Below are 24,982 nucleotides of genomic sequence, written 5' to 3'. Positions count from 1 at the left end.
TACTTATGCTTATTTTTTTTCTATAATTAGTAGGATTTAGGAATGAGGCGCAAGGAGGGGGCGACGAATGGACTTATTCTCCTACGCTCAAGAAGAAGAAAATGAGCGCGGACAAAGCAGACACCAGCCGCTGGCGGATCGCATGCGACCGCGCACGCTGGACGAGTTTGTTGGACAGAATCACATTCTTGGTGAAGGGAAGCTTCTGCGCCGTGCGATCGAAGCTGATCGCATATCTTCGCTTATTTTTCACGGGCCGCCAGGCACCGGAAAAACGACGCTCGCCCGCATCATTGCTCGGACGACGCAAACGCACTTCACCGATATGAATGCCGTCACCGCGGGTGTGGCGGATATCCGGCGGGTAGTGGAAGAAGCAAAGCAGCGCCGAGAGATGTACGGACAAGGGACAACGCTGTTTGTGGATGAAATCCACCGTTTCAATAAATCCCAGCAAGATGCGTTATTGCCGTATGTGGAAGATGGAACCATCCGGCTAATTGGCGCGACAACTGAGAATCCTTTTTTTGAAGTAAACGCTGCGCTGCTTTCCCGTTCCCAACTGTTTCAGTTGCGCGCGTTAACGGAGGAAGACATGAACCGGGTGATTGACCGGGCGCTTACCGATAAGGAACGGGGATATGGTAAACTTTCTGTACAATTAGATGAGGAAGCGCGTCATCATTTTATCCGGTATGCGGAAGGAGATGGCCGCCGCTTGCTGAATGCGCTGGAACTGGCTGTTGCGACAACACCGAGAGACAGTGAGGGAAATGTGCGCATTACGCTGGACATAGCGGTTGATTCTATCCAGCGGCGCGCGGTGCGGTATGATAAGACAGGAGACAACCATTATGATACGATTTCCGCATACATTAAATCCATTCGTGGTTCTGACCCGGATGCGGCGCTGTATTGGCTGGCGCGCATGATTGATGCCGGGGAAGATCCGCGATTTATCGCGCGTCGGCTGGTCATTGCTGCTTCTGAAGATGTAGGTAATGGCGATCCGCGGGCCTTGCAGGTGGCGATCGCAGCATTCCAAGCGCTGGAGCTTGTTGGCATGCCGGAAGGACGCATTCCGCTGGCGCAGGCGACTACATACCTCGCTTCGGCGCCTAAAAGCAACGCTGCGTACGAGGGAATCAATGCTGCGCTTCGTTACGTTCGGCAGCACGGGCATGGTGCTGTACCGCTGCATTTGCGGGACAAGCATTACAAAGGTGCCGAGAAACTCGGACATGGGGAGGGATATCTGTATCCGCATGATTATCCGAATTCATATGTGAAACAACAATACTTGCCCGAAGGGGTAAACGAGACATTTTACCGGCCGAAAGAAATTGGCTATGAACGCCATATGAAGGAGTATTTGCGTACCATAAGGAAAGAAAAATAGAAAGAAGGGTGGATTTATTTGAGAATATCAACAAAAGGAAGATATGGTTTGACTATTATGATGGAACTGGCGAACCGATATGGGGAAGGCCAGATGTCGTTGAAGGCGATCGCACAGAAACATGATTTATCAGAACATTATCTTGAGCAGCTTGTGGCTCCGCTCCGGAATGCTGGACTTGTAAAAAGCATCCGCGGCGCTTATGGTGGATATATTCTTGCTCATCCGCCGGAAGAGATTACGGCAGGCGATGTTATTCGCGTGCTGGAAGGCCCGATCAGTCCAGTTGAATTTGAAGAGGAAGAAGATCCAGCCAAGCGCAATTTATGGATTCGCATCCGTGACAGTATCAGTCAGGTGCTCGATACGACTACGTTGCAGGATTTGATCTCTTATAAAGACGAAAATCAGACGGATTCGTATATGTTTTATATTTAACACAGGTAAATTGATGAATGGTAAGGAGAGACACCATGCAAGAAATTTATTTGGATCATGCGGCGACCACTCCTGTTCATCCTGAAGTGCTGGAAGCAATGCTTCCGTATTATCGTGACATGCATGGCAATCCGTCTAGCATGCATAGATTCGGACAGCGTGTACGACATACCGTTGATGAAGCGCGTTCCATTATCGCACGTTGCGTGAATGCAGAACCGGGAGAAATTATTTTTACGAGCGGTGGTACTGAAGCCGATAATATGGCGCTTATTGGCGTGATGACGGCCAACCGGGATAAAGGCAAGCATTTGATTACGAGCCAGATTGAGCACCACGCCGTTTTGCATACATGCGAATATCTTGAGTCTCTCGGTTATGAGGTGACGTATTTGCCTGTCGATGAGACGGGACGCGTGGCTGTTGAAGATGTAGCGCAGGCGATCCGTCCGGACACGGTGATGATTAGCATTATGTTTGGCAACAATGAAGTTGGTACGTTGCAACACATCGGTAAAATCGGCAAGCTAGCCAAAGAGCGAGGCGTATATTTCCATACGGACGCGGTGCAGGCGTTTGGGATTGAAGAAGTGGATGTGAAACGCTTGCATGTGGATTTGCTGTCGATTTCTGCCCATAAAGTCAACGGGCCGAAAGGTGTTGGCTCCCTTTACGCAAGACGCGGAATTAAAATTGCTTCCTATATACACGGTGGCAATCAGGAAAAAAAGCGGCGTGCCGGAACGGAAAATGTAGCCGGTATTGTCGGATTTGCCCGCGCAGCTGAGCTCGCTATAAATACACGGGAAGAGAGGCGCGCGCATTATGAGAAGCTGCGTCGGATGATGATGGCCGTTTGGGATGAACAAAGTGTTGATTACGTAGTGAACGGACATCCCAAGTTTTATATGCCGCATATTTTGAATGTAAGTTTTCCTGGTACGAAGACGGAAGCGATGCTGATGAAGCTCGATATCGCGGGCGTTGCCGCTGCGAGCGGTTCAGCATGCATGTCCGGATCGCTGGAAATTTCTCATGTGCTGCGCGCTATGAACCTGCCGGAAGATCGGCTCATTTCTGCCATTCGTTTCAGCTTTGGTTACGGCAATACGGAAGAGCAAGTGCGGGAAGCTGCGGAACGAATTGCGCGAATTGTGAATAAGGGATGATTGGTATCCTTTTTGTAGCATAGTCTCACCTCTTTGCCCCATACTAAAGGATATGGAAGGAGATGATCGCTATGCAGCGGGCACGCGACATCATTGGACTTCCTGTTATTGAACTGAAGCGGGGCAAAGAGGTGGGCTATGTCCATGATCTTCTGTTCAATGAACGGATGGAGCTGGCCGGGCTTTTGCTTGTGGAGAAAAACTTTCTTAGGAAGGGAAAGTATGTGCCAGCGGAAGCGATTTGTGCGATAGGTGCCGATTGCGTAACGATAACTGAGAGGGCGATGGTACTCTTTTCTTCTCTTCCTTCTAACTGGATATGTGTTCAGACCGGAAAGGCTCACATGCAGAATCGAATGTTTATCACGGACACTGGCGAGCAGTTGGGGTTTGTGGAAGATGTTTATTTTTCTGCGGAAACGGGGAGAATAGTAGGGTACGAATTGTCTAACGGAATTTTGTCGGATATTATGGACGGTCGTAAAATGATTCGGAGCGCGCCGAATATAAAAATGGGCGAGGATACGGTAATTGTCTCCCCTGGGGAGTAAGGCGGCCCTTCCGCGTACAGGAGGAAAAAAGGAATGATAAATTGCCCTAACTGTCAGTCAAAAGATATCGGTAAAATCGGTACCAATCAGTACTATTGCTGGAACTGCTACATTGAATTTACGACTTCAGGGAATAAAGTATCGTCCGTTTTCCAGGTGGAAGAAGACGGAACTTTGCATTCGCTGAATGATTTGTTTTTTGAAGATTGCCCACCGCCGTTTGAGACTAATATGTAAGGAGATGAGTGCGGTGAACCGTTCACTTTGGATGGGAGCTGCGATACTGGTCGCAATGAGCCTTGTCGGAATCATGCGGCGGGCGAGACGAAGCCGTGCGGAGCGTATTTTCCGTTTCGGAAATCGTATGCTGCGCAATTTTAGATTCGCCGGGATGTTAAACATTTCGCCACGCTTTATGACAGGCGCCGGCATGCGGATGCTGCGAAAGGCGTTTCGATAAAAACGAAAACGAGGAGCAACACGTGTTGTCTTTTTCCCTGCTTGGGACATAGACTTTTCGCGTGCATGCTTCCTCGTTTTTTATTGCTTCGGTTTCTTATACATTGAATTTAAGGGCTTCTTGATGGGCTCGTGCGGCCAGTTCAGACAATGATTCAATATTTAAGGACATATCTTCAGCTGTTTGACTTTGCTCTTGGATGGAAGCGGAGATTTCACGTAATCCGCCCGAGGTTTCCCGGCTCACTGCCGCAACAAACCGGATTCGCTCGTGCAAATTTTCTACCATTTTATGAACTTCTTCTTGTTTTTGTTTAATTTTTTCCATCTCTTTTTTTGTTTGGTTCGTTTTCTCCACAATGTTGAATAGAGCCCTTTCCCCTTGATTAATGATGGAGATTTGGCGCTGTACTTGCTCCACATTCATTTCCATTGAGCGGATAGTAACCGCTGTTTCGCTTTGGATATGTTTCACCAAATTCACAATTTCCTGTGCCGCTTTTGCCGCTTCTTCTGCCAGCTTCCGCACTTCTCCTGCGACGACCGCAAATCCTTTTCCATGTTGACCGGCCCGCGCGGCTTCGATAGTGGCATTTAGTGCCAATAGATTGGTCTGCTCGGCAATGGAGGAAATCATATGCACGACATTTCCGATCTCTTCCGAGCGTTGCCCTAATTTTTGAATGGTTTCTGTGGTGGAGATAACGGCTTGGGCTACCGTATCAAGGTGCTGGATCGCTTCATTAACAGACGCCATTCCCTCATTTGCGGCTCGGCGTGTCTCCTCGGCCACTTGCAGCGCCTGAGACGCGGCGGTCGTGGTATCCTTGACTTTTTCATGGGCATGGTTCATCTCTACATGAACATGGTCAACCGCTTCTGCCTGTTCATTAATATTTTTCGCGATTTGCTGTATCGTATGGGCAATTTGCGAGGCGGAGGCGCCGGTCTCTTCAGCGGTGGCGGCCAATTGTTCGGAGGTGGAAGATACTTCTTCTGCCGAGCGCTGCATGGTAGCTACCAGATTGCGTAAGTCACCGGTCATTTGATTAAAACCACGCGCCAGATGCCCTAGCTCGTCTTCGCGTACAATATGCGCCTGTGTTGTCAAATCGCCGCTTGCGGCTATTTTAAAGCATTCCTGAACATGCTGAATGGGTTTTACGAGCGTACGTTTCATAATGAATGATAGAATAAGCAGCAAAACAAGAAGGGAAATCAGGGAAATCATTAAAATGATGTAACGGGTCTGCGCAATGGCCGCGTACGCTTCTTGACTTTCCATTGTAATAGCCACAATCCACCCGGTTTGTTCGATGGGCCGAAATGATACGAGGTTGGATTTTCCTTCAAACGTGTATTCCAGTTGCCCCTTTTTCATCTTTAGCATGGCTTGACCGAAGTTTTGTTTGTTTATCCGGAGTTTGGCCACGTGTTTTTTCAGTGGATGCGCCAATATGAGACCATTTTTATCAACCAAATAAGCGTATCCCGTTTTCCCCATTTTTATTCGCGCAATATGCGAACCGATAGCGTCCAGCCGTATGGCAGCCACGAGGAAGCTGCGTCCATTGTTAACCGGCTCTGTCAAATAAAGCAAAGGACTTCCATCCTCTCCATAGCGCACATTGCTAATGATGCGTTTTCCCGCTTTTTGCGCTGTTTGTAATACATCAAGTTCGGGAAACGTTTGGCCAATCATGTATCCGTTTGAGCCGGCAATGATGTTTCCTTCCGGCATCGTAATATACAACGCTTCGTATTCAGGTTGATTTCTAGTAATGGAAGTCAGAAAACGGCCCGCTTCATCCGCTTGGTCTGACCGGGTGTCAACCGCTTTAATTATGGGAAATTGGGCCAATTGAAACAGCGATTGTTGCCTGTCAGTCAAATCCTTGCCGACAAGGATGGCAGCTTCGCTTGAAGCTTGGTCCATCCCTTGCAAAGTAGCGGAGCGCAGCGATTGGGTGACGCTTCGTTCCACGAAAAAGTACAGGGTAGCGAAAGCGATGACCGTTACTACTGTCAATAAAATCATTAATCTTGTCTGGAGAGTTATATGTTTTTTCATGATTCTTCCGCCTTAATATGCTAGAATTATTCTTCTTTATTGAGGTCTTAAGAACTAATTTAATGTTTATGATAGCAGGGTAATTTTGGGTATATATTAATACAATATAAAAATTTGGTTAAATTGAATGGGAAATGGTTCTTCACCATAAGTTACGCTTGAGGAAAGAATAAGGCAAAATAATTTCTCAGTCATTTTTTCAAAAATGTAGTTGATATAGGATGAAGGCGAAGCTATGTGGTAAAATAAGGATGGAGGTGCATCTATGGGGAAATTTATTAATGGCTGGTTGATGATTACTCTTTGCTATTTTACGGTCTTTTTAGTGGCTACAACTTTATATGGACTAATTACTGGGCTTCCTATTGATCGCTATCGAATCTATTCAGGTACTTATCTTGGAATTTTGTTAATTATTGTACCCTATTTTTTAACTGGTATATATGCTCGGATGTTTTTTTCTCATCCTGTAAAAAGCGCGTTTTGGCTAAGTGTTGTACCAGTAGTATGTGAGAAGGTACTCATCTATTTTATTGGAGCTGTTTTGCTTGCAGCTGGAGGAGATGGGGATACCAGTGGAGTAACAGTAATGAACTTTATTGAAGCTGAAGCAGCTCCATATTTCACCCCTGTTTATGTTATTTTAGGATTTTTAAGTATTCCCTTTAGTATGTGGATTGCCAGCCGAAAAAAGGTCTCTGTTCAATCAATGTGATTTAAGAACATGTCGTTGTTTTTTTGGACTTGCTTACGCCAACTCAACTACCCCCACTTAACGGATCACACCGTTTGAAATGGGGGCTTGTATCTTTTCAGTCATGTAGTCGTGGTAAATCATTCCGACTCGGCTGCTTGACAAATATCGATGAAACAGCTAATCCAATAATGAAATTTTGACGATTAATAACCACTTGGCAGTTTTCAAAGCTTGCTCGGGGGAACTTGTTGATATGCTATTTTCATCCGTTGCTTGAATTCCCCAAACAGCAACATCTGCATTATCAGCGATAGCTAAGTCTTGTTTTAGATTCACTACGCCATGTATATGGTGCTGTGCATTCTTATTAAGATGAAAAGTAGAGCTTGAGTATCCTCCCTCATGAATAAGAGCAGAAGTGACAGTATATTGAGGTTTCGTCTTTTCAATGGTTTCTTCTTGAAATGAAAAAGCGAGCTCTCCGTTAAATTCCCCTTGTTTACTAAAAATGTCAGTCTCTTCTCCACCTATCGTTTGAGTTTTTTTTCCGTTTTCCCAAAGCTCAATGGTAGATTTTAGTTTTCGCTTGTTACCTTTGTATTTTATTTTTACTGCGCCGGATAGAGGACCAAGGAAAGCTTGAAATTTTGCTGCATCTCCTTCAAATAAATCCGTTGGTGATATATAAAGAAAGTTATTCTTGATAGTGGAAGTATGTTCCGAATTAGGAGTAGGACTCGGAGGCTTCGAACATGCTGAAAGCAGTAAGATGATGAGAAGAATAACAAAGATAAATTTTTTCATTGGTAAACTTCCTTTTTCTTTTCATTTTTTCTTAATACAGATAAGTTTCTCCGTATTGCTTAAGTAGTTTACTGTATTCTTTTGAACTTTCCTGTACCCAGCATAGCGACTCCCCTTTATTTCCATATCACTTTTTATGCATCAGTGCCTGTCTTATAGTAAAAAGAGGTTGGATAGGCACTGCCTAAAGCTTTGGAAGAAAGGAGTGACGGCCTATCTTTCATTGCTTCTTTACACATGGGTGGTTTATATATTGTCAGTTGTTTCTACTTGTATGTTCGCGCCCTTCTAAAAAAATCCTGCTACATCGTGGAAAATAGTTCCATAAATTTCTTTCCCTTTTTGGCGCATACTAGAAACGCCAAAAAGGTTATGCATGGGCGGAAGTGAATGAACATGGAACGGATTACGCGAACCAACTGGTTGTATTTTCTGCTAATCATTTCTCTTGCTTTGCTTATTCTTTTTTTGCTGGGTAAAGTGGGCGTATTTTTTATCGGAGCATTTGAGATTGCAAAAAAAGTGTTAACGCCGTTTTTTTTCGCGTTGATTATCGCTTATTTGCTGAATCCTATCGTTACGTTTTTGATGCGCCGTCATTTTCCCCGCAGCCTGGCCATTCTCCTGATTTACACTTTATTTTTTCTGTTTCTTCTATTCCTTATTGTCAATGCCGGGCCGATCCTTATTCGCGAATACAAAGAATTATCGGCTAAATTTCCCGAACTTGTCGGAACGTACAGGGATTGGATTGGTTATATGCGCATCCGGCAGGCGCAGACGCCATTTTCTTTGCACGGAGGGTTAACCGCGGGTATCCAACAGATTGAGATTGCGATGACCAACTATGTAAATGGATTATTTACTGGCGTAGACAGTTGGTTGGAAAAAATCTTGTTTGTTTTGCTTGTACCGTTTATCGTTTTTTATATGCTAAAAGACATGAAGCCAATGCAAAAAGGTATGTTGCTGCTTGTGCCCAAACGGCATCGACCGACCGTACGCAGGATGCTGCATGATATTGATACAGCGCTCGGGCAATATATTCGCGGTCAGCTTATCGTGTGCGTAGCAGTAGGGGCGCTGGCGTATGCCGGGTATTTTTTCGTCGGTTTACCGTACGCGATTGTGTTTGCTTCATTTGTTGCCATTACAAACATTATTCCATACATTGGTCCGGTATTCGGCGCGGCGCCCGCTGTTTTGTTTGCACTGACGATTTCCTGGAAAATGGCGCTCTATGCGCTTATTGTTAACGCGGTCATTCAAGTGCTGGAAGGCAACATTGTGTCTCCGATGATTGTTGGGAGATCGCTTCATATGCATCCGCTGTTGATTATTTTGTCGGTAATGATCGGTGGAGAAATCGCCGGCATCGCTGGATTAATTCTTGCGGTGCCGATCGTGGCAAGCTTGAAAGTGGTCATTCAGCATATCATTATCCATACAATACGCAGATCGGAATGTCCAGAAGAGGGTTAATTGACAGGAAAGATGGTAAATCTGTATAATAAATTATACTGTATCATTAGAAATATCGCTAAATCGTTGAAGGAATGAGTAGACGGCAGCCCTTGTCACAGAGAGAAGATTCCATGGTTGAGAGAATCTTTACAAGAAGAGCCGTTGAATGCTACTCCTGAGAGCAGGGCGCAAAATCCTGCCGGGTTAAAAAGCCCGTTATCTGTAAAATAAGGCGATCCGTGCTATATGTGCGGGTAAGCAGGGTGGTACCGCGTGAGAAGATAAGCTCTCGTCCCTGAAGAAACTCTGGGATGGAGGGCTTTTTTGATGGATAAGACGCTGTTTCTTATCCGTAAAGAGTGCTATTATATACACTTTTATGGAGGGGTAAGATTGAAATGAAACAAATGTCATCCGCTGAGATTCGCCAGAAGTTTCTGGACTTCTTCGTCAGCAAGGGGCACAAAGTAGAGCCTAGCGCACCGCTGATTCCGGTTGACGATCCTTCGTTGCTCTGGATTAATAGCGGTGTTGCCACGTTGAAAAAATATTTCGACGGCCGCGTTGTGCCGGAAAATCCGCGCATTACAAACTCGCAAAAATCAATTCGTACAAACGACATTGAAAACGTAGGAAAAACGGCGCGTCATCATACATTTTTTGAAATGCTCGGCAATTTCTCCATTGGCGATTATTTTAAAGAAGAAGCGATTCTGTGGGCATGGGAATTCCTAACCAGCCCGGAGTGGATCGGTTTCGATCCGGAGAAATTGTCTGTAACCATTCACCCGGAAGACGATGAAGCGTATGAAATCTGGAATAAAAAAGTGGGCATTCCGGATGAACGCATCGTGCGTTTGGAAGGGAATTTTTGGGATATTGGAGAAGGGCCGTGTGGACCAAACAGCGAGATTTTTTATGATCGCGGAGAAAAATACGGCAATGACCCGAATGATCCGGAATTGTATCCGGGAGGTGAAAATGAGCGCTATCTTGAAATCTGGAATCTTGTGTTTTCGCAGTATAACCATAATCCTGACGGTTCTTACACGCCGCTGCCAAAGAAAAACATCGATACAGGCATGGGGCTTGAACGTATGGCGTCCATTATGCAAGACGTGGACAATAACTTTGAAACGGATCTTTTGTTCCCGATTATTGAAGCAACTTGCAATATCGCTGGCGTAAAATACGGTCAATCGCCGGAGAAGGATGTGGCTTTAAAAGTTATTGCCGACCACTCGCGCACAGTTGTGTTTGCCATCGGCGATGGGGCCCTTCCGTCTAATGAAGGTCGCGGCTACGTAATTCGTCGTTTGTTGCGTCGCGCGGTTCGGTATGGAAAAGTACTCGGCATCGATAAGTCGTTCCTGTACACATTGACCTCGGTTGTGGGAGAAATTATGAAATCCTACTATCCAGAAATACTAGAGAAGCGTGAGTTTATTGAGCGCGTAATCAAAAATGAAGAAGAGCGTTTCCGTGAAACGCTGAATGAAGGTCTGCACATTCTGGAGCAAATGGTAACGGAAGCGAAAAAAGAAGGCAAAACGCAAATCAGTGGGCCAGAAGCGTTTAAATTGTATGATACGTACGGCTTTCCATTTGATTTGACGGAAGACTTTGCGACTGAACAGGGGATGACTGTTGATCGCGAAGGATTTGAAGCGGCGATGGAAGAGCAGCGCGCCCGTGCGCGGGCAGCCCGCCAGGATGAAGACAGCATGCAGGTACAGGGCGGCGTACTTGGCGATATTAAAGTGAAGAGCGAATTCGTCGGTTACAGTGAACTTGTTAGCAGCGCCAAAGTTGTGGCCATTGTTCACGAAAACCGATCAGTCGACATGGTGGGAGCTGGAACAGAGTGCCAGGTTATTCTTGACCGTACACCATTCTATGCTGAATCAGGTGGACAGGTAGCGGACAAAGGGCTTTTGAGTGCGGGCGACATGCAGGCGAAAGTCGAAGATACGCAAAAGGGACCAAACGGTCAGCATGTGCATACGGTGCTTGTGGAAAACGGCACACTAAAAGTGGGTGATACAGTTGAAGCTGCTGTGAACCGTGCAGCCCGCGCCGATATTATTAAGAACCATACCGCAACGCACCTGTTGCATCAGGCGTTGAAAGACGTGCTGGGCAAGCATGTGAATCAGGCCGGTTCGCTTGTCGCTCCAGACCGTCTCCGCTTTGACTTTTCGCACTTCGGCGCAGTGACCCCGGAAGAGCTGGAGCAAATCGAAGCGAAAGTCAATGAGCAAATATGGTGCAACATGGATGTCCATATTATGCATAAGCCGCTTCAGGAAGCGAAAGCGATGGGGGCGATGGCCCTATTTGGCGAAAAATACGGCGATATCGTTCGTGTTGTTCAGGTAGGTGACTACAGCCTTGAGCTGTGCGGCGGTTGCCATGTGGGTAACACCGCGGAAATTGGTCTGTTCAAGATTGTAAGTGAAGCGGGCATCGGCGCAGGTACACGCCGCATCGAAGCAGTAACTGGCCGTATGGCTTACGAATATTTGAATACACAGCTGCAAACGCTGAGAATGGTGGCTGATGAGCTGAAGACAACCATTGTCAACGTGCCGCAGCGCATTGAAGCGCTGAAAGCAGAAATGAAAAACCTAGAGCGTGAAAACGAATCGTTGCGTGCTAAATTAAGCAATCTGGAAGCGGCTTCCCTTACCGAACAAGTGCAAGAAATAAAGGGAATCAAGGTTCTTGCTGCGAAAGTAAACGGCGTTGATATGGACAACTTGCGCAACATGGTAGACGACCTGAAGCAGAAGCTTGGTTCTGTTGTTGTCGTACTGGGTTCCGTAAAAGACGAAAAAGTAAACATCGTTGCGGGCGTAACTGCTGATCTGGTGAAGCAGGGGATTCATGCAGGTAAGGTTGTAAAGGAAGTGGCTGTTCGCTGCGGTGGTGGCGGTGGCGGCCGTCCAGACATGGCGCAGGCTGGCGGCAAGAATCCGGCACAGCTCGTTGAAGCACTGGCATTTGTGAAACAGTGGGTAAGCGAACAAATTTAGTGTATCGTTGAAAAAGGGAATTCAACGGGTGAGGGCGAATATGAAAGGAATAAGATCCTTTGAAAGAGGTGCTAGGCAGTGAGTTCCATGGATCATACAATGAAATTTAACTTTAAGCAGGACGAAGTCGAGGTAGATGCCCGGGAAGTCCTGTTGCAAGTATACGAGGCGCTCGAAGAAAAAGGATATAACCCGATTAACCAAATTGTCGGCTATTTAATCTCCGGCGACCCAGCCTACATCCCGCGCCACAATAACGCCCGCACGCTTATCCGCAAGCTGGAGCGCGATGAATTAATTGAGGAGCTTGTCCGTTCATATCTTCGCTCGAACCAATAACAAGGGGGAATTCCTTGAACGCGTAGCCCGGTTTTTTCTAGATGACAAAAGCCGGGCATGACACGCGCGGATATGTTGAGGGAGAATGTATGCGTATCATGGGACTAGATGTTGGAGAGAAAACTATCGGCGTCGCAATCAGCGACGAACTTGGCTGGACAGCGCAGGGAATTGAGACGATTCAGCGGGAAAGCAGAAAAAAAGATTATCTCCGCATCGAAGAACTCATAAAGCAGTATGATGTTGGAGAAATTATTGTTGGATTGCCGAAAAATATGAATGGTACAATCGGCCCTCGAGGTGAAATGTGCCAGGTTTTCGCGGAGTATCTGCACAACCGTTCGCGTCTTCCTGTCAAACTGTGGGATGAACGCTTAACGACAATGGCGGCGGAAAAGGTGTTGCTCTCAGCTGACGTCAGCCGTAAAAAACGAAAACAAGTGATTGATAAAATGGCAGCGGTAATGATTTTGCAAAATTACCTGGATGCCCAGAAATAGGAGGTTATCCGTATGGATTTGGACAAAATGGGAATCGAAGTGGGCGAATACATCACGCTTACGGATGAAGAATCAGGTCATGAATATGAATATCTTGTCATGTATATTTTTGAAATCGAAGATCGGGTGTACCTCTGCCTTGTTCCGGCCGATCAGGAAGATCAGGAAGAGTACGAAGTAGAATTCCTTCGTTACGATGGAACGGATACACTACAGCCGATTGAGGACGAGAAGGAATGGGAGCAGGTAGAAGCCACATTTGAAACACTCATGAACGAGCTGGATAACGAGGAAGTCTAATCCGTGCGGAAAAAAACGGGCCACGCGGTGGAGGTAAGGCATTTGCGCGATTCCTGGGGAAACCAAGTCGAGTGGTATGATGAGCAGCTAGGACGAACAGAACGATATGATATCGCGTTTGAAATGAGGGTGAATGAACAGACGTATGCGTTGCTTCAACCCGCAAGCTTTGCTGATCCGCATCCGTACCTTTTTAAGTATTCTTTTTCGCAGAACGGAACTCCCGCCCTTGCGCCGATTGAAGCGGAAGATGAATGGGAGCGCGCGGCTGACGCGTTTGCAGATTGGCTGAAGGATAATTCGTTCCAATGAACATTCATAGGGCTAAACGAAGAAACCCGGATTTTGGCTGAAAATGGTCGAATTCCGGGTTTTTGCTGTAATGACTGTTATCGGATATGCACCTCGCTTCTCCAAGAAGGTGATTTCATTTTTTTGTATAATCTTATTAATATGTCATTTTAAAAGGGGGAGAAAAATGAGCATTCAAAATGAATACTTACAATGTGTCATTGCTAATTTCAAAACTATCAAAGATTTAGGAGAGAAAACCATTTCTCAACTAGACATCGAGGAATTACACTGGTGTCCAACGAGTCAGTCAAACAGTATCGCCATTATTATCAAACATCTCAGTGGAAATATGCTTTCAAGATGGACGGACTTCCTAACAACAGATGGTGAAAAGCCTAATAGAAACCGGGATGATGAGTTTAAAGGAGGATACCCAACAAAAAAAGCCCTTCTTCAAGCATGGGAGGATGGGTGGAACACTCTCTTTACTACCTTGCATAGTTTAACGGAGAATGACCTATTAAAAACTATTTATATTCGCGGCGAAGCTCACTCTGTTGTAAAAGCCATACAAAGGCAAATTTCCCACTATTCATACCATATTGGACAAATTGTTTACATTGGTAAGCAAATTAAAAATGAAAACTGGTCCTCTTTAAGTATTCCTAAAGGAAAGTCTATAGAATACTTAGAAGATATGCTTAAACAACATCAACAAAAGCTAAGAGAGTAAAAACAAGCATTGCTTGCTTCGTCCCTTTCTTTAGTCATCGTAAAGGGGGCCAACGCAATCCATGCTTCTCCTTTAAATATGCAAATACGTGTTCAACCATTTCTTTCCATTATGCATACAGGCGTTTATTCACTTCTGTATCGCAGATGCTTTGCTTCGTCCAAGTAATTCGCCCAAATGTGTCGATTCCCCGTTTTGCAGCCTCCGGTTTTCCTACATGTTCCACGACTTGTTCAAAAACGTCCGAAAAGATTTGACTGTCATGGACATTAGCTGCGGTGACCATAACGCTTATGACAAAGCCATTCTGGTCGCTTCCTTCATGGAAATAATAAAAAAACGCTCTGGATAGCACACAGGTTGTGTGCTTCCAGCAAACCCCTAAGCGATGAAGCATATGACAATACCGGAACGTCACATCATAACGGAAAAACGTTCTTCTTGGCCCTCTTCGTCCCTCGTTTTTCCGTACGACGTTTCGATAAGTTTGTTGTATAATAAAGCGATGGAAAACGATAGAGAAAGAGAGAGGATATTGCCAATGCGAAATCAGAAAGGAAGCGTTGTGCGTAAGACCATTACATTTGCGTTTACAACTTTGCTCTTGTTTGCGCTTGTAATAGGTGGAATTTATTACTATATTTGGAATGGTCTTCAGCCTGTCAAGGAGGAAAAAGGGAAGAAGAAAGTAGTGGAAATTCCTCCGAATTCATCGGTGGGCCGGATAGGAAAAATTCTTGAAGAGAACAATTTGATTAAAGACGCGCACCTTTTTTCCCTTTATGCAAAAATAAAAGGCAAAGGCTCTGACCTAAAAGCCGGGAAATATCAGTTAACCGTAGGGCAGTCGATCGACGAATTACTTGTGAAAATGTCAAACGGGGATGTTTATAAAGATACTATTACTGTGACCATTCCGGAGGGCTTTACGGTTGAACAGATTGCTGCACGACTTTCGGAAAAAGGGCTTGTTAAAAAAGATGCTTTTTTGCGCGAAGTAAACCAGGGAAAGTTCGCTCAGGAAATTGTAAAAGGCATTCCAGCAGACAAGCGAATGAAGTACAGACTGGAAGGATATTTGTTTCCAGATACGTATGAGTTTAAAAAAGGAATAACAGAGCATGAAATTATCGGGCGGATGCTTGACCGTTTTGAAGAAGTGTGGAACGAAGAATGGGAAGACAAATTGAAACAGCGTAATTTGAGTAAACATCAGGCAATTACGCTTGCGTCCATTGTCGAACGAGAGGTACGCGCTGAGAATGAACGCAAAAAAGTAGCAGGTGTCTATTTTAACCGCCTAGCGAAGCAAATGCCCTTGCAGGCGGATGCAACGATACAGTACTTATTCGATAAACAGAAGGAACGGATAACGTATAGCGATCTGAAAATGGACAATCCGTACAACACCTATAAAGTAAAAGGACTCCCACCGGGACCGATCGCCAATCCTGGCGAAGCGGCGCTTGATGCGGTCGTCAACGCGGAGAAGCATAACTATTTGTTTTATGTAACGAAAAAGGACGGCACAGGCCAGCATTATTTTGCGACAACATATGAGGAACACCTCAGAAATATTGACAAAAGCAAAGCAAACCAAAAATAGATTTTACACTATGGATATGTTATTATATAAAAGTTTATAAAGAAACGATGGGGTGTAAAATAATGATAACCTCAAACAAAGTCAATCGTTATATGGAGTCGCTCATTCCGCCGCGTGCGGAACTTCTTATGCGGATGGAACGCGAAGCTGCTGCGGAGCGCATCCCGATTATCCAGTTGCCCAGTATTCAGTTTATCCGCTTTTTGCTCACTATGCATAAGCCGAAGCGGATTCTAGAAGTAGGTATGGCGATCGGGTATTCTACCATTTGGCTTGCGCAGGCGGCGCCGGACGCCCACATTACGTCCATTGAGATTTCGGAGGAAATGGTGCGGCGCGCACGGCAAAACTTCGCTGAAGCGGGTGTAAGCGACCGGATTACCGTGTTTCATCAGGATGCACGGGACGGGCTCGATGGCGAGCCTCGTTTTGATTGCATCTTTTTCGATGCGGCTAAGGGGCAGTATCGCACTTATTTTGATACGTATGTGCCGTATTTAGTGGAAGGCGGGCTTTTAATTTGTGATAACGTCTTTTTTCGCGGCATGATCGCTGAAGCAGACGAAGATGTTCCTAAAAGCAGGCGCGGCATGATAAAAAAATTGCGCGCGTTTAATCACTTTTTGGCTGAACATCCGGCGCTTGAGACGTCATTTGTTTCCATAGGAGATGGATTAGCTTTATGCATAAAACGGGGGGAAGTAATGTGAAAAAACCGGAATTGCTCTGTACGGCTGCCGATCTGGATGAGCTTGTACGGGTCATTGACGCCGGAGCAGATGCGGTAAGTATCGGCCATGAACGATTTGGCCTCCGGGTCGCGGGAAATTTTGAACTGGATGATATTCGTCAGGCGACGGAGCTCGCGCATGGGCGGAAGGCAAAAGTATATATCTCGGTTAATGCTTTATTTCATAATGATGATTTAGCAGAGTTGCCCGGATACTTGCGTGCGCTTGAAGACATCGGTGTGGATGCGATTGTTTTCGGCGATACCGCGGTTCTTGTAACGGCGCGTCAGCTTGGGCTGAAAACACCGCTGCACTGGAATGCGGAAGTGCTGACGACAAACTATGAGACGATTAACTATTGGGGTAGCAAAGGTGCGACGCGCGCGTTTGTGGCGCGTGAGTTGAATATGGACGCGATTTTTGAAATCAAAGAAAACGCGGATGTGGAAATTCAGGTACAGGTACACGGGATGACGTGTATTTTCCATTCCCGTCGTGACCTGGTGTCTAACTACGAAAAATTCAAAGGCCAGGAAGCCAAATCGGCTGGAATGGATCGCAGGCTGTTCATTACGGAAGAAAAGCGTGAGGATTTACATTATCCGATTTATGAAGATAGGAACGGTACTCATATTATGAGCGCAGAAGACATCTGCATCCTTGAGTATCTCGATGAACTGATGGAAGCGGAAATTGACAGCTTTAAGATTGAAGGAATTATGAAGGACACAGACTATAACGTAAAAGTCGTTTCCATTTACCGCCGTGCGATTGACGCGTACGCCGAAAGTCCGGATAAATTCAGGGACATAGTAGGTGGATTAATGGAAGAATTGCGCGCCATTCAGCCGGCCGATCGGGAACTTACGACAGGCTTTTTCTTTAAAGAGCAAGTTTATTAATGAGGTGATAATCCATGACGGAAATAAACGTCATTTCCGATAAAAAAATTGTAACGCCGCGCCGAACCATTCTGAAAAAGCCGGAAGTGCTGGCGCCGGCCGGCAATTTGGAAAAGCTGAAATTTGCAGTGCGTTACGGTGCGGACGCAGTATATATTGGTGGCCAAAGCCTTGGCCTGCGCGCGAACGCGGACAACTTCTCATTTGATGAAATGCAGGCGGCTGTCGAATTTGCGCATGAGCATGGCGCAAAAGTATTTGTGGCGACCAACATTATCGCACACAATGAAGATTTGCATCAGGTGGACGATTTTATGCGCAACTTGCAGCGTGTCGGCATCGACGCGATCATTGTAGCCGACCCTGCGCTAATTGAGCGCACGAAACAGGCGGCGCCCGATTTGGAGCTCCATTTGAGCACTCAGGCTTCGACTACGAACTGGCAGACAGTGCAGTTTTGGAAAGATGAGGGTGTAAGTCGCGTAGTGCTTGCACGTGAAGTCTCTATCCGCGAAATCTGTGAGATCAAAAAGCATGTTGATATTGAAATCGAGGCGTTTGTACACGGAGCGATGTGCATTTCCTATTCTGGGCGCTGCGTGCTATCCAACCACTTTACGGCGCGCGACTCAAATCGCGGCGGGTGTTCGCAATCCTGTCGCTGGCAGTATGATATGTTCGAGGAGTTACCGAAAGATGATGAATCAATGGAACAAATCGGCAAAAAAGCGCTGCCGATGTTTAGTGAGAACGATCCACAATTTACGATGAGTTCGAAAGATATGTGTATGCTTGAATTCCTGCCAGACATGATTGAAGCGGGTGTAGACAGTTTCAAAATCGAAGGGCGGATGAAGAGCATTCATTATGTGGCGACCGTAACCAACCAGTACCGCCGGGCGGTGGATGCGTACTGTGCTGACCCGGACAACTACAAGCTGAACCCAGAATGGATGGAAGAAATCAGGAAAGCATCCCATCGTTCGCTAACGACAGGTTTCTTTTATGGCGTACCGACAGAGAAAGATCAATTATACGGAGAAAATGAAGAGATGCCGCAATACGATTTTGCGGGTCTTGTGCTTGATTATGATCCGGAAACTGGAATTGCGACGCTGCAGCAGCGCAATAAATTCAGCGTGGGAGATACGGTCGAATTTTTCGGTCCGACGCTTGATCGTTTTGCGCAGAAGGTAAAAGAAATGTGGAATGAGGACGGGGAGGAAATTGCGTCCGCACCGCACGCAATGCAGACTATAAAGCTGCGCGTAGCTCGTCCGGTCAGCCGTTATGATATGATGCGCAAGGAGAAAAAGTAAGAATGGTAACACCTGTTATTATTGGTGTGGCGGGCGGCACTGGCTCCGGCAAAACGACGGTCGCTCGCGAGATTTACCGTCGGTTTGAAAATATGAACGTCGTGATGATTGAACAGGATTCTTATTATAAGGATCAATCTCATCTTACGTTTGAAGAAAGGACGAAAACGAACTACGATCATCCCATGGCGTTTGATACTGATCTGCTTATTGAGCACTTGAAGTGTCTGCGTCGACGCGAACCGATTGAGAAGCCCGTATATGACTATAAACGGCATACAAGGGCCAAAGAAAAGGTATGGATCGAACCGAAAGATGTTATTATTCTTGAAGGCATTCTTATTTTAGAAGATGAGCGGCTCCGTAACTTGCTGGATATTAAAGTATTTGTGGATACGGACGCAGATGTGCGTATTATCCGCCGTATACTGCGTGATATCGAGGAACGTGGCCGTACGCTCGAGTCGGTCGTGGAACAATATTTAACGGTTGTGCGTCCCATGCACATGCAGTTTATCGAACCGACTAAACGCTACGCGGACATCATTGTTCCGGAAGGTGGACAGAACCGTGTGGCTATTGACTTGCTTTCCACAAAAATTGATACTGTGCTCCAGTCGCTTTCGGCTGGAATGTAATTTACACATATGGAAAAGCCGGCGTTTGCAATGCGATAAAAGCCCGGCTTTTTCTTATTATGATTTTCCGGCCTGTTTCGTGTTTATTCCCCTTATCGCCCGGCAAAACTGAATAAATAGTCTACCGATTTGGGAAAGGGGCTTTCTTATGTCACTCAATCGGAAAAAGCGCCGGATGTTTATCGTGCTTTTGCTGTTTACGTTCCTGTATACAGGTATTATTACCCGGTTGGCCTGGATTCAGGTTATTGCTACTCGTTCTTTTTCGGTACATAATGTGGATCTTGTAGAACGGGCCGTGGCGCAGCGTCGGGAGAAAATTGTGCTCAATACCGGGCGCGGTATGATTTACGATCGCAAGGGAAATCCCTTGACCGGCGATGAACAAATAGGGTTGGCTATTTTTCCGCTGGTGCGATATTCGCTTGGGGATAGTGGGAAAGTTGGTAAGCTGGGGCAAATTTTAGGTATTACAAAAGAAGAAGCAGGCATGCTTTTGTCGAGCGTAAAGTACGCCGGATTCTGGCAGGACAAGGATGGGAATATTATTTCTCTGCGTGAAGACCAAGCGCGACAAATCCGCGAGTTGAATCTATCCGGTGTCATTCCGCTACCTGTAACGACACGTTATCCAAAAAATTGGCTGGCCCGTCATGTTATCGGGTATATCGGGCAAAATCCGAAGCTGATTCAAGAAAAATACCAAGAAGATGTAGAGGCAGGGGTGCTCAAGCCTACAAGCAAAGTCGGCATAGCAGGGCTGGAGAGAACGTTTCAGCCGTTTCTTATGGGCGTCGGGGAGACATCGGTTTCGTATTATGTGGACGGACGCGGCAATCCATTAAACGGTCTCGATGTGCGGCTGCAGAAAGCGGACAATTCTTTTTATCCGCTCACGCTTGTCACAACGATTGACACCACTATTCAAGAACAACTGGAAAAGGCATTCGACAGCTCTCCGGTACGAAAAGGAGCCGCGGTCGTGCTTGATGTGGAGACGAAAGATGTATTGGCCATGGTATCGCGGCCGAATTTAGATCCATCAAAGGCGAATACGGCTTCCGACGCGTGGAGAAATCGGGCAATAAAGCAAGCGATCCCCGGTTCCATCTTCAAAATTGTTGTGGCTGCAGCGGCGCTGGAGGAAGGGGTGGTAAAACCGGACGATCACTTCACATGCAAAGGAAATCTGGGTAAATATGGTTTTTCTTGCTGGAAGAAAGAGGGGCACGGTGACATTACATTTGAACAGGCATTCGCTCAATCATGCAATATTGCGTTTGCTGAAATCGTCAAAAAAGTTGGCCCGGAGAAGCTTCAGCAATATGCGGTCAAGCTCGGGTTAAATCAGCAAATCGGGTGGGAAAAGCTCCCATTTTATAAGCTGGGCAAATTTCGGCAGTTTGATAGCGAGGATCGGGGACAGGTATTTGCACATGATATACCGGTAAAGGACGAGGGAATTCTAATTCAAACAGGGATCGGACAGCGCGATGTGCAACTGACCCCGATGCAGGCGGCGAATATGGCGGCGATTATTGCTTCCGGGGGGAAAAAACAAAAAGTCCGTGTTGTTCAGTCCGTTAATTATCAGAACGGTACAACGTTTTACCGTTTTGAGGATCGACCGTTAGATGGAGCGGACATTTCACCCGCTACGGCAAGTACGCTTCGCAAATTTATGGAAGATGTCGTGGATCAGGGAACCGCTACCATCCTGAAAAGATTGCCGTGGAAGGTAGCTGGTAAAAGCGGTACAGCGCAAACAATCGTGAGGGATGAGCCAAAAAACAACCACTGGTTTGTCGGTTATGTTCCGCGTGAAAAACCGCGCTATGCCATTGCGGTGCTCGCGGAAGAGCAGCCAACAACCGGTATGAATCAAGCTACAAAGCTGTTTGGTTCGTTTATTACGGACTTGGCACAGGCAGAGCAAGAAAAATATAAACAAAATTGAATGCGGTTTTTGTTATAATGAAAAATAGTGGAAGAAGGATACATAAACGAAGAAATAATAAGGAGTTGAACGATGATGAGTGAAGCAGTAAACACGCTTGAAGGTTGGTTTGCCCTGCATGACTTCCGTTCCATTGACTGGGCAGCTTGGAAAAGCGCTTCAGAAGAAGAACGTCGGGCGGCGCTGGAAGAGTTGATCGCATTTATGCATAAATGGGGGGATGTAGAAGCGAACAAGCAGGGAAGCAGCACGATGGTTTCCGTAGTCGGTCATAAAGCGGATATCGCGTTTATGCATTTACGCCCAACCCTAGAAGAACTGGATGCGTTGGAGGCAGAATTCAACAAGACGCAATTTGCGATGTATACCATACAAACATATTCGTACGTTTCTGTTGTCGAACTAAGCAGTTACGTCTCTCAGGCTGAAAACCCTGAGGCTGACCCGGCGATTCAGGCGCGTCTGAAGCCAATTCTTCCAAAAACGAAGCATATTTGCTTCTATCCGATGAACAAGAAACGCGAAGGCAATGACAACTGGTATATGCTGTCGATGGAAGAGCGCCGCGCGATGATGCGCAGTCACGGCATGATCGGGCGCAGTTACGCGGGACGCGTTACGCAAATCATTACTGGTTCCGTTGGACTAGACGATTGGGAATGGGGCGTCACGCTATTTGCGGATGATCCGATTGTATTCAAAAAGCTGGTGTATGAGATGCGTTTTGACGAAGCGAGCGCGCGTTTCGGCGAGTTCGGCACGTTTATTGTCGGCAATCGCATGACTGAAGAGCGTGTGAATGAATATTTCGCAATCTAATGAAAGCAAAAAAAGAGGGGCCCCATCACTTTGGGCCCCCTTTTTTTTTCGTAAATATATAATAGGATAAATATATAACGTTTACGTTAAATAGAATTTTTAGTATAATCAAAATTGACAGTCATATGAGGAAAAGGTGATCACGGCTGATGAAGAAGCAAGAAACCTACTCTATATCTCAATTATCCAGTGAATTGGATATATCCACCCGAACGATTCGTTATTACGAAGAAAGGGGGTTGTTGCATCCAACTCGTTCACCGGGGGGCACCCGACGTTACACAAAAGCGGACAGAGCCAGGCTGAAATTGATTCTTAGAGGAAAGCGATTTGGTTTTAGTCTGGACGAAATCAAAGAAATGCTCGATCTTTTTTATGAAGATCGCTTAGGAGTAAAACAGCTGGAACGAACCATCGAATACGGTGTGGAGAAAATCAAGCAAGTAGAAAAGCAAATTGAAGAATTAACCGTTTTAAGGGATGAATTGCTAAGTTTCAAAGAAGCCTTTGAAGCTCGGTTGTGGGAGTTAAAGCGAAGCAATACGGAAAATGAAGGAAATTAACCACGAAATATTTTGATATGACACGCGAGAAGACCCCTTCCTCCACGTCTCCGGCGTAGGTGGGGGAGGTTCATTATAAAAGGAGGTTGAAGTGATGGAGAGCAATGAATTATTCAGTATTGGTCAACATGCATTGGCAGCGCAATCTTTCAGCAGACTTCTTGGAACGAAACTTATGGTGTTTCAGCCCGGCGAAGTTGTATTGGAGCTTCCGGTGCACGAAAAATTGTTGCAACAAAACGGATTCGTTCACGGCGGTGTTCTCAGTTATGCGGCTGACAACGCACTAACCTTCGTTGGTGGCTCGGTTCTGGGGCCGAATGTCTTGACATCCGAATACAAGATAAACTACCTGAGGCCTGCCATTGGGGAGAAGCTCGTCGCCCGTGGTACTGTTGTTTATGCCGGCAAACTCCAAGCGGTATGTCGCTGTGATGTTCTCGTTATCAAGGATGGAGGAGAGGAGACACTTTGTGCCACCGCCCAGGGAACTATTGTGACGATAGCATCTGAAAAATCAGAGACTGGTTGTTAGGCGGCAAGGAGGTGAGTGTGATGATACGTGAGACGCATACCGTCACGAATCAGCCGAAGCCACTTCATCCTTTCAACCCCCTTGACATTGACCTTTCCCTACAAGATGCGCTTGCCCGAGAGAAGGATGCTTGGGGGATTAATCAATGCCGAGAGTTCGCCGTTCTTGCAGGATCTGAAGAAGCATTGGAACATGCCGAGCGCGCGGCAAGAAACCAGCCGCGTCTGCATACCCACGACCGTTTTGGAAGTAAGTAAGCTATACTCCTTCCTCCTTTCACTCGTGTTACCACACCTTCATGTTTAGAAGTAGAAGACTTTTGGCGAGGTAGGTTAAAAGCAATAAGCTGATCGATTTTTTATTTATGCTAGATTTTGTGAAAGATCAATACGATCTCTATAAGGGGTTCAGCCGAGATACGTGTAAAAATGGGTCATAACCTGTTTTTTATTTTCATAAAAAATCTTATACGCTAAGCGATGTTTCACATGAAAAAAGCCGATTTCCTTAATGTACTGAAAATCGGCTTAAGCATGAACTTTATTTTTTAGAACTAACGATAATAAAAGTTAAAGCGTTAATTACAGTAAGTACAGTAATTGTTAGTAATGATACCTAATCCTATGGAAAGAAAAAGCCAAGCCTTTCTAGATATATTTGTCAGTTTCCTCACCTCATTTTATTTATTGAGCCCACACCCAAAAAGGTAGATCAGAAGTAATATACGAATCTACATATCTAATTGTTATACCCGTTCCCCATGCATTAGCAGCAGAAACAACACCAGCACCTATAGTCATTAATCCAGCTGCAACTCCTGTATATAAAGCTGTAACAGGTTTGTTATGATAGGCTGCTAAAGCTGCTGCTGTTGCCGTTGCACCAGTTCCACTTGTTAATAGGCCAACAATTGCATTTGCTTGACAGCTATTATAATACACAATAGATCCATACCAGGTACTTTCTGTACCGCTTTTTCCTTGACAATTAGAGGCTGCATATACAGTCATTTTTTGATTTTCATGAGTGGCGGAACTTTGTTTCTGTTTCATAGTGTTAGCATAATTATTTATTTCATTTTTTGTTCTTTCAACTAATTCTTGAGGAACATTATTTTGTTCAGCAGCTTTAGCGTCAAAAGTTATTTGCTCACCGTTTACTTTGATATAAGGATAAATTAACTCAGCTTCTTCCTGTATTTTTTGTAAATGCTCTTGTAAATCTTCAGCCTCTTTTGCTTGTACACTACTACAAGAGTCTTTCCATCACCTTTTCGAGGATGAATTGGTGAAAGAAACAGGATGCCATGTTCCTCTGATTGCTTGCGTGCTTTTTTGTTGTCATAAGCGGTATCACCAATCATCATTTGGATATTAAAATCTGTAAGTTGACTTAATCAATCGGATACAGCATCACTATCGTACACATTTGCTGTTGTTAATTCTTGTGCCAAAATAATACCTGTCGGTGTTGTTGCCAGATGTAACTTGTAACCCTTGTACCACTTATGGCGTGTAGACATGCCCCATTTTGCCTGTTGGTCATAAGTACTATCAATTAAAGCTAAAGGAATATGTTTTACGTCTAAATCAGAAAGTATCTGTTGATGAATCAAGGAAAGACCTCACTATTTGGTATTTGGTCGCGCTTTATTTCTGC

At 45.5% G+C, this 24,982-nt stretch carries 28 protein-coding genes and 1 pseudogene; 24 read left to right on the top strand and 5 right to left on the bottom strand.

Features of this window, described 5'->3' with window-relative positions:
- Positions 1-67 precede the first annotated feature (67 nt).
- From K3F53_RS14475 to K3F53_RS14450, 6 genes are all read left to right on the top strand, one after another.
- Positions 68-1,399 carry an AAA family ATPase gene (locus tag K3F53_RS14475; RefSeq protein WP_057897942.1) on the top strand — a complete coding sequence of 444 codons (1,332 nt, stop codon included), beginning with the start codon at positions 68-70 and terminating at the stop codon, positions 1,397-1,399.
- An 18-nt stretch (positions 1,400-1,417) separates the two neighbouring features.
- A complete protein-coding gene (gene cymR / locus K3F53_RS14470; RefSeq protein ID WP_057897943.1) occupies positions 1,418-1,837 on the top strand; it encodes a cysteine metabolism transcriptional regulator CymR in 420 nt (139 codons plus the stop codon).
- A 35-nt stretch (positions 1,838-1,872) separates the two neighbouring features.
- Positions 1,873-3,006 (top strand): cysteine desulfurase family protein, encoded by a 1,134-nt coding sequence (locus K3F53_RS14465; protein ID WP_057897944.1) that lies wholly within the window; start codon positions 1,873-1,875, stop codon positions 3,004-3,006.
- Positions 3,007-3,077: 71 nt separating this feature from the next.
- A complete protein-coding gene (locus tag K3F53_RS14460) occupies positions 3,078-3,557 on the top strand; it encodes a PRC-barrel domain-containing protein (protein WP_057897945.1) in 480 nt (159 codons plus the stop codon).
- Positions 3,558-3,590: 33 nt separating this feature from the next.
- Positions 3,591-3,794 carry a hypothetical protein gene (locus tag K3F53_RS14455; protein ID WP_057897946.1) on the top strand — a complete coding sequence of 68 codons (204 nt, stop codon included), beginning with the start codon at positions 3,591-3,593 and terminating at the stop codon, positions 3,792-3,794.
- A 13-nt stretch (positions 3,795-3,807) separates the two neighbouring features.
- A complete protein-coding gene (locus tag K3F53_RS14450; RefSeq protein WP_057897947.1) occupies positions 3,808-4,017 on the top strand; it encodes a hypothetical protein in 210 nt (69 codons plus the stop codon).
- A gap of 96 nt (positions 4,018-4,113) precedes the next feature.
- On the opposite strand, the gene K3F53_RS14445 is transcribed toward K3F53_RS14450, so the two are convergent.
- Entirely contained in the window at positions 4,114-6,087 is a 1,974-nt protein-coding gene (locus K3F53_RS14445) for a methyl-accepting chemotaxis protein (protein ID WP_220559070.1), read from the bottom strand.
- A gap of 265 nt (positions 6,088-6,352) precedes the next feature.
- Here K3F53_RS14445 and K3F53_RS14440 point away from each other — a divergent pair, with 265 nt between their 5' ends.
- Complete coding sequence (locus K3F53_RS14440) at positions 6,353-6,802, top strand: hypothetical protein (protein ID WP_057897949.1); 450 nt, start codon at positions 6,353-6,355, stop codon at positions 6,800-6,802.
- Between the two features lie 159 nt (positions 6,803-6,961).
- On the opposite strand, the gene K3F53_RS14435 is transcribed toward K3F53_RS14440, so the two are convergent.
- Positions 6,962-7,588, bottom strand: coding sequence for a hypothetical protein (locus K3F53_RS14435; RefSeq protein WP_091260109.1), 627 nt, complete (start codon positions 7,586-7,588; stop codon positions 6,962-6,964).
- 390 nt (positions 7,589-7,978) lie between these two features.
- On the opposite strand from K3F53_RS14435, the gene K3F53_RS14430 reads away from it, so the two are divergent.
- From K3F53_RS14430 to K3F53_RS14400, 7 genes are all read left to right on the top strand, one after another.
- The gene (locus K3F53_RS14430) at positions 7,979-9,070 is read left to right on the top strand and encodes an AI-2E family transporter (protein ID WP_057897951.1); all 1,092 of its coding nucleotides are present in this window, start codon (positions 7,979-7,981) and stop codon (positions 9,068-9,070) included.
- Positions 9,071-9,450: 380 nt separating this feature from the next.
- The gene (gene alaS / locus K3F53_RS14425; protein WP_057897952.1) at positions 9,451-12,087 is read left to right on the top strand and encodes an alanine--tRNA ligase; all 2,637 of its coding nucleotides are present in this window, start codon (positions 9,451-9,453) and stop codon (positions 12,085-12,087) included.
- 78 nt (positions 12,088-12,165) lie between these two features.
- The gene (locus tag K3F53_RS14420) at positions 12,166-12,426 is read left to right on the top strand and encodes an IreB family regulatory phosphoprotein (protein WP_057897953.1); all 261 of its coding nucleotides are present in this window, start codon (positions 12,166-12,168) and stop codon (positions 12,424-12,426) included.
- Between the two features lie 89 nt (positions 12,427-12,515).
- Positions 12,516-12,926, top strand: a complete 411-nt coding sequence (ruvX, locus tag K3F53_RS14415) for a Holliday junction resolvase RuvX (protein ID WP_057900239.1) — start codon at positions 12,516-12,518, stop codon at positions 12,924-12,926.
- Between the two features lie 12 nt (positions 12,927-12,938).
- Positions 12,939-13,226, top strand: a complete 288-nt coding sequence (locus K3F53_RS14410) for a DUF1292 domain-containing protein (protein ID WP_057897954.1) — start codon at positions 12,939-12,941, stop codon at positions 13,224-13,226.
- A 3-nt stretch (positions 13,227-13,229) separates the two neighbouring features.
- Complete coding sequence (locus K3F53_RS14405; RefSeq protein ID WP_057897955.1) at positions 13,230-13,538, top strand: DUF1292 domain-containing protein; 309 nt, start codon at positions 13,230-13,232, stop codon at positions 13,536-13,538.
- 166 nt (positions 13,539-13,704) lie between these two features.
- The gene (locus K3F53_RS14400; RefSeq protein ID WP_057897956.1) at positions 13,705-14,253 is read left to right on the top strand and encodes a DUF1572 domain-containing protein; all 549 of its coding nucleotides are present in this window, start codon (positions 13,705-13,707) and stop codon (positions 14,251-14,253) included.
- Positions 14,254-14,290: 37 nt separating this feature from the next.
- Here K3F53_RS14400 and K3F53_RS19955 read toward each other — a convergent pair.
- Positions 14,291-14,438, bottom strand: a pseudogene (locus K3F53_RS19955) (IS5/IS1182 family transposase); the annotation flags it as partial.
- A gap of 356 nt (positions 14,439-14,794) precedes the next feature.
- On the opposite strand from K3F53_RS19955, the gene mltG reads away from it, so the two are divergent.
- The 10 genes from mltG to K3F53_RS14345 all read left to right on the top strand — a co-directional run bounded on the left by mltG (position 14,795) and on the right by K3F53_RS14345 (position 23,580).
- Positions 14,795-15,859: an endolytic transglycosylase MltG gene (mltG, locus tag K3F53_RS14390; RefSeq protein WP_057897958.1), complete on the top strand. Its 1,065-nt coding sequence runs from the start codon at positions 14,795-14,797 to the stop codon at positions 15,857-15,859.
- Positions 15,860-15,921: 62 nt separating this feature from the next.
- Positions 15,922-16,569 (top strand): O-methyltransferase, encoded by a 648-nt coding sequence (locus K3F53_RS14385; protein ID WP_057897959.1) that lies wholly within the window; start codon positions 15,922-15,924, stop codon positions 16,567-16,569.
- Positions 16,566-17,492: a peptidase U32 family protein gene (locus K3F53_RS14380; protein WP_057900240.1), complete on the top strand. Its 927-nt coding sequence runs from the start codon at positions 16,566-16,568 to the stop codon at positions 17,490-17,492. The genes K3F53_RS14385 and K3F53_RS14380 overlap by 4 nt, the downstream gene beginning before the upstream one ends.
- A 23-nt stretch (positions 17,493-17,515) precedes the next feature.
- Entirely contained in the window at positions 17,516-18,811 is a 1,296-nt protein-coding gene (locus tag K3F53_RS14375; protein ID WP_408863347.1) for a peptidase U32 family protein, read from the top strand.
- Positions 18,812-18,813: 2 nt separating this feature from the next.
- Complete coding sequence (gene udk / locus K3F53_RS14370; protein ID WP_057897961.1) at positions 18,814-19,449, top strand: uridine kinase; 636 nt, start codon at positions 18,814-18,816, stop codon at positions 19,447-19,449.
- Between the two features lie 148 nt (positions 19,450-19,597).
- Complete coding sequence (locus tag K3F53_RS14365; RefSeq protein ID WP_220559069.1) at positions 19,598-21,406, top strand: peptidoglycan D,D-transpeptidase FtsI family protein; 1,809 nt, start codon at positions 19,598-19,600, stop codon at positions 21,404-21,406.
- A gap of 75 nt (positions 21,407-21,481) precedes the next feature.
- On the top strand, positions 21,482-22,225 hold the full coding sequence (gene hemQ, locus K3F53_RS14360) for a hydrogen peroxide-dependent heme synthase (protein WP_057900241.1): 744 nt from the start codon (positions 21,482-21,484) through the stop codon (positions 22,223-22,225).
- Positions 22,226-22,374: 149 nt separating this feature from the next.
- Positions 22,375-22,788 (top strand): MerR family transcriptional regulator, encoded by a 414-nt coding sequence (locus K3F53_RS14355; protein ID WP_220559068.1) that lies wholly within the window; start codon positions 22,375-22,377, stop codon positions 22,786-22,788.
- Between the two features lie 94 nt (positions 22,789-22,882).
- The gene (locus K3F53_RS14350; RefSeq protein WP_057897964.1) at positions 22,883-23,323 is read left to right on the top strand and encodes a PaaI family thioesterase; all 441 of its coding nucleotides are present in this window, start codon (positions 22,883-22,885) and stop codon (positions 23,321-23,323) included.
- Between the two features lie 20 nt (positions 23,324-23,343).
- The gene (locus K3F53_RS14345) at positions 23,344-23,580 is read left to right on the top strand and encodes a hypothetical protein (protein WP_220559067.1); all 237 of its coding nucleotides are present in this window, start codon (positions 23,344-23,346) and stop codon (positions 23,578-23,580) included.
- A gap of 426 nt (positions 23,581-24,006) precedes the next feature.
- On the opposite strand, the gene K3F53_RS14340 is transcribed toward K3F53_RS14345, so the two are convergent.
- Together K3F53_RS14340 and K3F53_RS14335 are read right to left on the bottom strand one after the other, a co-directional pair.
- Positions 24,007-24,375, bottom strand: coding sequence for a hypothetical protein (locus K3F53_RS14340; protein ID WP_057897966.1), 369 nt, complete (start codon positions 24,373-24,375; stop codon positions 24,007-24,009).
- Between the two features lie 344 nt (positions 24,376-24,719).
- Positions 24,720-24,938: a transposase gene (locus K3F53_RS14335; protein ID WP_062731146.1), complete on the bottom strand. Its 219-nt coding sequence runs from the start codon at positions 24,936-24,938 to the stop codon at positions 24,720-24,722.
- Positions 24,939-24,982 lie beyond the last annotated feature (44 nt).

It is taken from the genome of Aneurinibacillus thermoaerophilus (assembly GCF_019603355.1).
Lineage (GTDB): Bacteria > Bacillota > Bacilli > Aneurinibacillales > Aneurinibacillaceae > Aneurinibacillus > Aneurinibacillus thermoaerophilus.
Note: the sequence above shows the minus strand (reverse complement) of the source record. Positions and strands in the feature narration are given on the sequence as shown.

Coding starts and splice junctions, on each gene's coding strand:
- K3F53_RS14355 (WP_220559068.1), top strand. CDS start 22,375: ATGAAGAAGCAAGAAACCTACTCTATATCTCAATTATCCAGTGAATTG.
- K3F53_RS14385 (WP_057897959.1), top strand. CDS start 15,922: ATGATAACCTCAAACAAAGTCAATCGTTATATGGAGTCGCTCATTCCG.
- K3F53_RS14345 (WP_220559067.1), top strand. CDS start 23,344: ATGATACGTGAGACGCATACCGTCACGAATCAGCCGAAGCCACTTCAT.
- K3F53_RS14455 (WP_057897946.1), top strand. CDS start 3,591: ATGATAAATTGCCCTAACTGTCAGTCAAAAGATATCGGTAAAATCGGT.
- K3F53_RS14430 (WP_057897951.1), top strand. CDS start 7,979: ATGAACATGGAACGGATTACGCGAACCAACTGGTTGTATTTTCTGCTA.
- K3F53_RS14435 (WP_091260109.1), bottom strand. CDS start 7,588: ATGAAAAAATTTATCTTTGTTATTCTTCTCATCATCTTACTGCTTTCA.
- K3F53_RS14475 (WP_057897942.1), top strand. CDS start 68: ATGGACTTATTCTCCTACGCTCAAGAAGAAGAAAATGAGCGCGGACAA.
- mltG (WP_057897958.1), top strand. CDS start 14,795: ATGCGAAATCAGAAAGGAAGCGTTGTGCGTAAGACCATTACATTTGCG.
- udk (WP_057897961.1), top strand. CDS start 18,814: ATGGTAACACCTGTTATTATTGGTGTGGCGGGCGGCACTGGCTCCGGC.
- K3F53_RS14460 (WP_057897945.1), top strand. CDS start 3,078: ATGCAGCGGGCACGCGACATCATTGGACTTCCTGTTATTGAACTGAAG.
- hemQ (WP_057900241.1), top strand. CDS start 21,482: ATGAGTGAAGCAGTAAACACGCTTGAAGGTTGGTTTGCCCTGCATGAC.
- K3F53_RS14365 (WP_220559069.1), top strand. CDS start 19,598: ATGTCACTCAATCGGAAAAAGCGCCGGATGTTTATCGTGCTTTTGCTG.
- alaS (WP_057897952.1), top strand. CDS start 9,451: ATGAAACAAATGTCATCCGCTGAGATTCGCCAGAAGTTTCTGGACTTC.
- K3F53_RS14445 (WP_220559070.1), bottom strand. CDS start 6,087: ATGAAAAAACATATAACTCTCCAGACAAGATTAATGATTTTATTGACA.
- K3F53_RS14400 (WP_057897956.1), top strand. CDS start 13,705: ATGAGCATTCAAAATGAATACTTACAATGTGTCATTGCTAATTTCAAA.
- K3F53_RS14410 (WP_057897954.1), top strand. CDS start 12,939: ATGGATTTGGACAAAATGGGAATCGAAGTGGGCGAATACATCACGCTT.
- K3F53_RS14440 (WP_057897949.1), top strand. CDS start 6,353: ATGGGGAAATTTATTAATGGCTGGTTGATGATTACTCTTTGCTATTTT.
- ruvX (WP_057900239.1), top strand. CDS start 12,516: ATGCGTATCATGGGACTAGATGTTGGAGAGAAAACTATCGGCGTCGCA.
- K3F53_RS14465 (WP_057897944.1), top strand. CDS start 1,873: ATGCAAGAAATTTATTTGGATCATGCGGCGACCACTCCTGTTCATCCT.
- K3F53_RS14350 (WP_057897964.1), top strand. CDS start 22,883: ATGGAGAGCAATGAATTATTCAGTATTGGTCAACATGCATTGGCAGCG.
- K3F53_RS14340 (WP_057897966.1), bottom strand. CDS start 24,375: ATGAAACAGAAACAAAGTTCCGCCACTCATGAAAATCAAAAAATGACT.